General features: G+C 67.4%; 6 protein-coding genes. 3 read left to right on the plus strand and 3 right to left on the minus strand.

From position 1 onward, the window contains the following. Positions 1-210: 210 nt before the first annotated feature. Positions 211-1,467, plus strand: coding sequence for a transcription termination factor Rho (gene rho / locus OXQ33_RS15000; protein ID WP_007405231.1), 1,257 nt, complete (start codon positions 211-213; stop codon positions 1,465-1,467). Between the two features lie 352 nt (positions 1,468-1,819). On the opposite strand, the gene bamE is transcribed toward rho, so the two are convergent. After that, positions 1,820-2,317: an outer membrane protein assembly factor BamE gene (gene bamE, locus OXQ33_RS15005; RefSeq protein ID WP_267435500.1), complete on the minus strand. Its 498-nt coding sequence runs from the start codon at positions 2,315-2,317 to the stop codon at positions 1,820-1,822. A 141-nt stretch (positions 2,318-2,458) separates the two neighbouring features. Here bamE and OXQ33_RS15010 point away from each other — a divergent pair, with 141 nt between their 5' ends. Together OXQ33_RS15010 and OXQ33_RS15015 are read left to right on the plus strand one after the other, a co-directional pair. Next, positions 2,459-2,992 carry a ubiquinol-cytochrome C chaperone family protein gene (locus tag OXQ33_RS15010; RefSeq protein ID WP_267435495.1) on the plus strand — a complete coding sequence of 178 codons (534 nt, stop codon included), beginning with the start codon at positions 2,459-2,461 and terminating at the stop codon, positions 2,990-2,992. Beyond that, complete coding sequence (locus OXQ33_RS15015) at positions 2,989-3,513, plus strand: DUF177 domain-containing protein (RefSeq protein ID WP_267435496.1); 525 nt, start codon at positions 2,989-2,991, stop codon at positions 3,511-3,513. Before OXQ33_RS15010 ends, OXQ33_RS15015 begins: the two co-directional genes overlap by 4 nt. A 249-nt stretch (positions 3,514-3,762) precedes the next feature. Here the strand turns inward: OXQ33_RS15015 and OXQ33_RS15020 are convergent, their stop codons facing one another. Beyond that, entirely contained in the window at positions 3,763-4,296 is a 534-nt protein-coding gene (locus OXQ33_RS15020) for a histidine phosphatase family protein (RefSeq protein ID WP_267435497.1), read from the minus strand. Further along, positions 4,293-7,028, minus strand: a complete 2,736-nt coding sequence (locus OXQ33_RS15025) for an ATP-dependent DNA helicase (RefSeq protein WP_267435498.1) — start codon at positions 7,026-7,028, stop codon at positions 4,293-4,295. Before OXQ33_RS15025 ends, OXQ33_RS15020 begins: the two co-directional genes overlap by 4 nt. Between the last annotated feature and the right edge of the window lie 131 nt (positions 7,029-7,159).

Genomic DNA, 7,159 nt, shown 5'->3' on the forward strand with positions numbered 1-7,159 from the left:
TCGCGGCTTTCCCTCCCCCATCCCCTCCCGCCTGCGGGAGTGGCGTGAGTCTCACTTCGGACACACCCTTTCCCCATTGACTTGGGTTCCCCCCGATCCTAACTCCGGTCTCGTACGGCGCGGTCCTCGCGTCGGGTACGCTTCCTTATCGACAGCCTCGTTTCGCCGCGATCATCGCCGACCGACGCCCTCCGACCATCCGGACCGATCATGCATCTGAAAGACCTGAAGAAGAAAACCCCCGCCGACCTCGTGCAACTGGCCGAGGAATTGGGGGTCGAGAGCGCGTCCACGCTGCGCAAGCAGGACCTGCTGTTCGCCATCCTGAAGGAGCAGGCGGAGCAGGGCGACCAGATCATGGGTCTGGGCACGATCGAGGTGCTGCCCGATGGTTTCGGCTTCCTGCGCTCGCCCGAAGCCAATTACCTGGCCGGACCCGACGACATCTATGTCTCGCCCAACCAGGTCCGCAAGCATGGCCTGCGCACCGGCGACACGGTGGAAGGCGAGATCCGCGCCCCCAAGGACGGCGAGCGCTATTTCGCGCTGACCAAGCTGACCTCGGTCAATTTCGATGACCCGGAGGCCGTCCGCCACCGCGTCAATTTCGACAACCTTACCCCGCTCTACCCCGAGCAGAAGCTGATCCTCGACCCCGCCGACCCGACCCAGAAGGACAAGTCGGCGCGCGTCATCGACATCGTCTCGCCCCAGGGCAAGGGCCAGCGCACGCTGATCGTGGCACCCCCGCGCGTGGGTAAGACGGTGATGTTGCAGAACATCGCCAAGGCGATCACCGACAACCACCCCGAAGTCTTCCTGATCGTCCTCCTCATCGACGAGCGCCCGGAAGAAGTCACCGACATGCAGCGCTCGGTGCGCGGCGAGGTCGTGTCCTCGACCTTCGACGAACCGGCGCAGCGTCACGTCCAGGTCGCCGAAATGGTGATCGAAAAGGCCAAGCGTCTGGTCGAGCATAAGAAGGATGTCGTCATCCTGCTCGACTCGATCACCCGTCTGGGCCGCGCCTACAACACCGTCGTGCCCTCGTCGGGCAAGGTGCTGACCGGCGGTGTCGACGCCAACGCGCTCCAGCGGCCGAAGCGCTTCTTCGGTGCGGCGCGCAACATCGAGGAGGGCGGCTCGCTCTCGATTATCGCCACCGCGCTGATCGACACGGGCAGCCGCATGGACGAGGTCATCTTCGAAGAGTTCAAGGGCACCGGCAACTCGGAAATCGTCCTCGACCGCAAGGTGGCGGACAAGCGCATCTTCCCGGCGATGGATGTCGGCAAGTCGGGCACCCGCAAGGAAGAGCTGCTGGTCGAGAAGGACAAGCTGTCCAAGATGTGGGTGCTGCGCCGCATCCTGATGCAGATGGGCACGATCGACTCGATGGAATTCCTGCTCGACAAGATGAAGAATTCCAAGACCAACGAGGACTTCTTCGACTCGATGAACCAGTAAGGGCAGGGGGCTTCATCCCCCGCCGACGCTACGGATCGATGGGTTCGCCGACGGGAAATAGGCCCGTTTGCGAACCCATTTCGCATTTGGGGCGTTAGCAGGCCCGATCCCATCCCCTTTCGGGATCGTGCCGACCCAAGCACGGCACGGCCGCGTCGATGCTTATCACGCGACGCGGCCAAACGGGGGGCTCCCAATCATCCGTTCAGCCTGAGCGAAGTCGAAGCCTGTCCTGAGCGCCTGCCTTGGTAGGCAGCCGAAGGGGCCACGGGACTCCGTTACCGAAGAGCAGGACGTGCACTTCGACTTGGCTCAGTACGAATGGAAGTGGGAATTGCTTGGGGTTCAGCCCTTACGGACGCGTACGTCCGCCGCCGCCGGTACCCGGCGCACCGGCGCCCGCGCCGGGAGCACCGACCGCGCCGATATTGCCGAACAGATCCTGGAAGAAACCGCGCGAACGGCCCAGCGTCGGGGTGGTCTTGCCATAGGGCGAGATGTCCGCGACTTGGTCCAGCCCCGCCCGGCGGATCGTGGTGACGTTGCCCGCCTGGTCGAAGCTGATCTGCAAGGTGATCTGCGACGACGGATTGGGCAGGTTGTAGCCCAGGTTACGGCTGTCGCGCGCGACATAATACCAGTCGGTCCCGCCGAACTGGCTGCTGATCGTCGGCGTGCCCAGCGTCTGGAGCACCGACTGGCGGTTATCCACACCCGGCTGGATCGAGTTGACGAGATCGACATCGACCACATAACCCTGATGCGACCGCAGGGGCGTACAGGCGGACGCGGCCAAGGCCATCGCCAGGCCGAGCCCGAGGGCACGGGTGGAAGAAACGCTCATCATCATCTCCGGGCCGGGATATCGGCCGCACAGGCGGGTATACAGGCGGTCGATCCGCTCGACCGTCACCCCCTCGATATGCCAAGGGAAAGGCGCATACAAGCAATTCGCGCTGGCGTTGGTCGCGTGATGGACAGGGAGGGGCGCATGGCCTTGGGCTGGCTGAAGCAGGGGATCGCGCGCTATTTCGGCCGCGACGGGGACGCGGCGCTGCCGCTCTACAATGCGGTGGTGCTGCGCGCGCGCGAACCCCATTGGTATCTGGACGGCGCAGTGCCCGATACGGTCGATGGCCGGTTCGACATGATCGCGGCGGTGCTCTCGCTGGTCCTGATCCGGCTGGAAGCCAGCCCCGAGGGCGCGGGCCCGGCGGCGCGGATCACCGAGCGCTTCGTTACCGACATGGACGGGCAGTTGCGCGAACTCGGCATCGGCGACATCGTGGTCGGCAAGCATATCGGCCGGATGATGGCGATGCTGGGGGGGCGCCTGACCGCCTATCGCGAAGGGCTTGCGGGCGGGGCAGAGACGATGGACGCCGCGCTGGTCCGCAACCTGTATCGCGGCGAGGCTCCGACCGACCGACAGGCGGTTCCCCATGTTCGCGAGGCGCTTCGTACCCTACATGATCGGCTGGCGGACGTGCCGCTTGCCCGCCTGACCCTTGGAGAATTGCCGTGACCCCCGAATGGAGCCGCCCCGAAAAGATCGATACGATCGGCGAGCGCGAGAAGACCGTAGCGATCGAGACCACCCGCGACGAGCGCCGCGCACTGGCCGGGCGGTTCGGGTTGCTCGCGGTGGACGCGCTGACGGCGGAGCTGGTCGTCCGGCGCGACGCGGCGGGCATTCTGGTGACCGGCAAGGTGCGCGGCGCGGTGGTACAGCCCTGTTCGGTGACCGGTGACCCGGTGCCCGCCAAGGTGGACGAGCCGGTCGCCTTGCGCTTCGTCGAGCCTTCCAGGCATGGCGGTGACGAGGAAATCGAACTGTCCGAGGATTCCCTCGACACGATCGAGATCGAAGGCGGCACGATTGACCTGGGCGAAGCGGCGGCGGAGACCATGGCGCTGTCGCTCGATCCCTTTCCGCGCAGCCCCAACGCCGCCGCCGTGTTGAAGGAAGCGGGGGTCATCAGCGAGGACGAAGCCGGGCCCTTCGGTGCGCTGGCGGGTCTGAAGGCCAAGCTGGAAGGCAAGTAGCCCGTTCCTCTCCAGCTTGCGTTGGGGAGCGAGTGGAAGGGTGGTAGCCAGAAAAGCTTCAGGGAATGACGGGATCGCTATCCGACCTTCCCGAACGACCGTGGCGCAATGCCTGGCCAATCGCGAGACCGATTTGGAGTCGAAGCCAGTCGGCCCGATCCTCCTCGGGCGTTGTCAGGCCGACATGGACGATCTTATCGACCGTCTGCTCGACCCACTGCTCATAAGTCCAATGCTCCCCGTCGCTGCTCACGGCGTATCCGGCCCCAGCGTCGGGTCCAGATCGCGTGGCCGGATGAACGCCACCAGCGTCGCGCTATGCGGCTGCGCCTCGCTCCAGCTTGTGATCGGCAGGGTCATCTGCGCCACCGTCGCGGTCGGGTACTTATCCTCCACCCGCTCGCGCAGTTCGCCCGCCAGCGTCAGGTCGAGCACCAGATCCTCCAGCCCCGGATTATGCCCGACCATCAACACATGCTCCGCCGTGTCGGGCAGCGCCTGGACCCGGTCCAGCAGGCTGGCGGCGGAGGCGAGGTAGAGCGCCTTGTCCCACACCGGCTCCAGCCTGCGACCATAGCCGCTCCAGACCTCATCCAGCGTCTCCATGACGCGGATGGCGGGGGAGGCGAGGATATGGTCGAACGTCATGTCCAGCGATTTCAGATGCCGCCCGATCATCGCGGCGGCGCGGCGGCCCTTGGCGTTGAGCGGCCGGTCGAAATCGCGCGAGACCGGATCGTCCCAGCTCGACTTGGCGTGGCGAAGCAACGTCAGCGTCTTCATCGGACCGGAAACTCCGTGGCGGCGGCTGGCAGGATGTTGCTTCCCCCATGCCCTATCGGCGCGTCGGTGGAAAGCCGCGCCGCCACGCGCGCGACCGCTTCGTCCAGGGTGACGCGGGTGATCGTCACCCCCGGCGGAAAGGCGTCGCGCAACCGCGACGGCATGGCGGCGGACAGCAGCACGAAGGCGCCGCGATCGTCCGCCCGCCGAATCAGCCGGCCGAAGGCCTGCGCCATGCGCGCGCGGACGATCCGGTCGTCATAGGCGCTGCCGCCCCCCGCCAGCTTGCGCGCGGCATGGAGGACGGTGGGCTTGGGCCAGGGCACCCCCTCCATCACCACCAGCCGTAGCGAGGCGCCGGGCACGTCCACTCCGTCGCGCAAGGCATCGGTGCCAAGTAGCGAAGCGGAGGGATCGTCTCGAAAAATATCCACCAGCGTCCCCGTGTCGATCGGATCGACATGCTGGGCGTGCAGCGCCAGCCCCTCGCGCGCCAGCCGGTCGGCGATCCGGCCATGCACGCCGCGCAGGCGCCGGATCGCGGTGAACAGGCCCAAGGTCCCGCCCTTCGCCGCATCGATCAGCCGCGCATAGGCATTGGCGAGTTGCGGGATGTCGCCGCGCTTCACATCGGTGACGATCAACACCTCGGCACGGTCGGGATAATCGAACGGGCTCTCCGCGACGAAATGGGCGGGAGCGCGTGCCAGATGCGGCGCACCGGTCCGCGCCTCCGCGACGTCCCAGTCGCCCCCGGCGCGCAACGTCGCCGAGGTGACGAGCGCACCATGCGCGGGCTTCAGGACAATCTCGGCAAAGGGGCGGGTGGGGTCGAGCCAGTGACGGTGCAGGCCGACATCATATTCGCGCCCCTCCACCCGGTCGACCGCCAGCCAGTCGACGAAATCGGGATCGACCGGCCCGCCGATCCGCGCAAGCAGCGACAACCACGCCCCCACCGTCTCCGCCCGCCAGGCGATGGAGGCGATCGCGCCCTCCACCCGTGCGCGGGCTTGCCCGTCCAGCCAGTCGGGTGCCTCGTGCAGCACCGCTTCCAGCCGCTGGCCCAATGTCACCAATGGCCGCAGCAGTGCATCGAGTGCATGGGCGGCGGGTCCGGCGGCATCGATCAGTTCGGGCGAGGGGTCGGCGAGTTCGGTCTCCAGCCCATAGCCCGCATCGCCCGGCTGTTCGGCGCGCGCGAAGGCCAGACCACGGACCGCAGCCAGCAAGGTCTCGATCGGGCCGAAGGGCTGCCCCTCCGCCAGTCGCCCGAGCCAGCCCTCGCTCGCCAGCGCATGGGCAGCCTGTACCGCATCGCCAATCGCGCGATTGCCGCCCTCGTCATAGCTGGCGACATCGGACAGCCGCGCGGCAAGGCCCCGGCGTCGCCCGCGCGATCCGGCTTCGGGGCCCAATATCCAGCGGCGTAGCTCGATCGTCTCGGCACCGGTCAGCGCCGTCGCGAACATCGAGTCCGCCGCGTCGAACAGATGATGGCCTTCGTCGAAGACATAACGCGTTGGTCGTGTCTGTGTCTCGCGGCCGCGCGCGGCATTGACCATCACCAGCGCGTGATTGGCGATGACGATACCCGCCTGCACCGACGCGCGCGCCGCCCGCTCGATGAAGCATTTCCGATAATGGGGGCACCCGGCATAGACGCACTCGCCGCGCCGATCGGTCAGCGCCGCCGAACCGTTGCGGCGGAACAGGGTGGTCAACCAGCCGGGCAGGTCGCCGCCGACCATATCGCCATCACTGGTATAGGCGGCCCAGCGCGCGACCAGCTGCGCCAGCACCGCCGCGCGTCCGGCGAATCCGCCTTGCAGTGCATCCTCCAGATTGAGCAGGCAGAGATAATTCTCGCGCCCCTTGCGCGTCACCACCCGCTCCTTGCGCAGCACGGGATCGGGGAAGAGGCGCGCGGTCTCCGCGCTCAACTGGCGTTGCAGCGCCTTGGTATAGGTCGAAATCCACACCGCGCCGCCCGCCCGCTCGGCCCAGAGGCTGGCGGGGGCGAGATAGCCCAGGGTCTTGCCGATGCCGGTCCCCGCTTCGGCCAGCACCATGTTGGGCGTGTCGCGTACGCTGCGCGGTGCGAAAGCGGCGGTCGCGGCGGCGGCATAGGCGCGCTGGCCGGGGCGTTCCTCCGCGCCTTCGCCGGTCAGATGGCGAAGGCGATCCTCGGCATCCTGTGGCGGCAGGTCGATGGTACGCGGGGCGGGGCGGGGGGCGTCCTCCTCCCATTCAGGCAGCGCGCTGAACAGCCAACGCTCGTTGCGCTCGGGCCGGGTCAGGCGCGGGCCGATCAGCGGCGCCCAGGGCCAGCGGAGGCGGGCGAGGCTCTGCGCGGCGGTCCATGCGCCTTCACGCTCGGGCCAGGCGCCGTCCGGCATCGCCAGCAGCGTCTCGGTCGCGCGGAGCAGAAAGGCCGCGACGTCCGCGTCGGTTTCCGGAGGCTGCAATCCGCAGGCACGGGCCAAGCCATGTGGGGTCGGCACCGCGAATTGCGCGGGTCGCAGAAAGGCAAACAGCTCCAACAGGTCGAGGCCCGACAATTCGGCATAGCCCAGCCGCTGTCCGATCAGCGGCGCATTGAGCAGGATGACCGGGGTTTCCGACGCCAGCCCGATCGCCTCGCCGCGGGAGACGGCGCGGGTTTCTCCCCCGGTGGAAATCCATACGCCGCTATGGCTGGCATGCAGGGCGGGGTGGGGGAGCGCGGTCACTTTCGGGATATCGGCTTGTTGGAACAGGATGGCAACGGGGTGGGGCTCATTTCGCTTTTCGCTTGTGGCCTTCCCTCCCCAAACCCCTCCCGCCTGCGGGAGGGGCTTACCGCACGAGATGCGCTTCAGGC

Source organism: Sphingomonas sp. GM_Shp_1 (genome assembly GCF_026540895.1).
In the GTDB taxonomy this organism is placed as follows: Bacteria; Pseudomonadota; Alphaproteobacteria; order Sphingomonadales; family Sphingomonadaceae; genus Sphingomonas.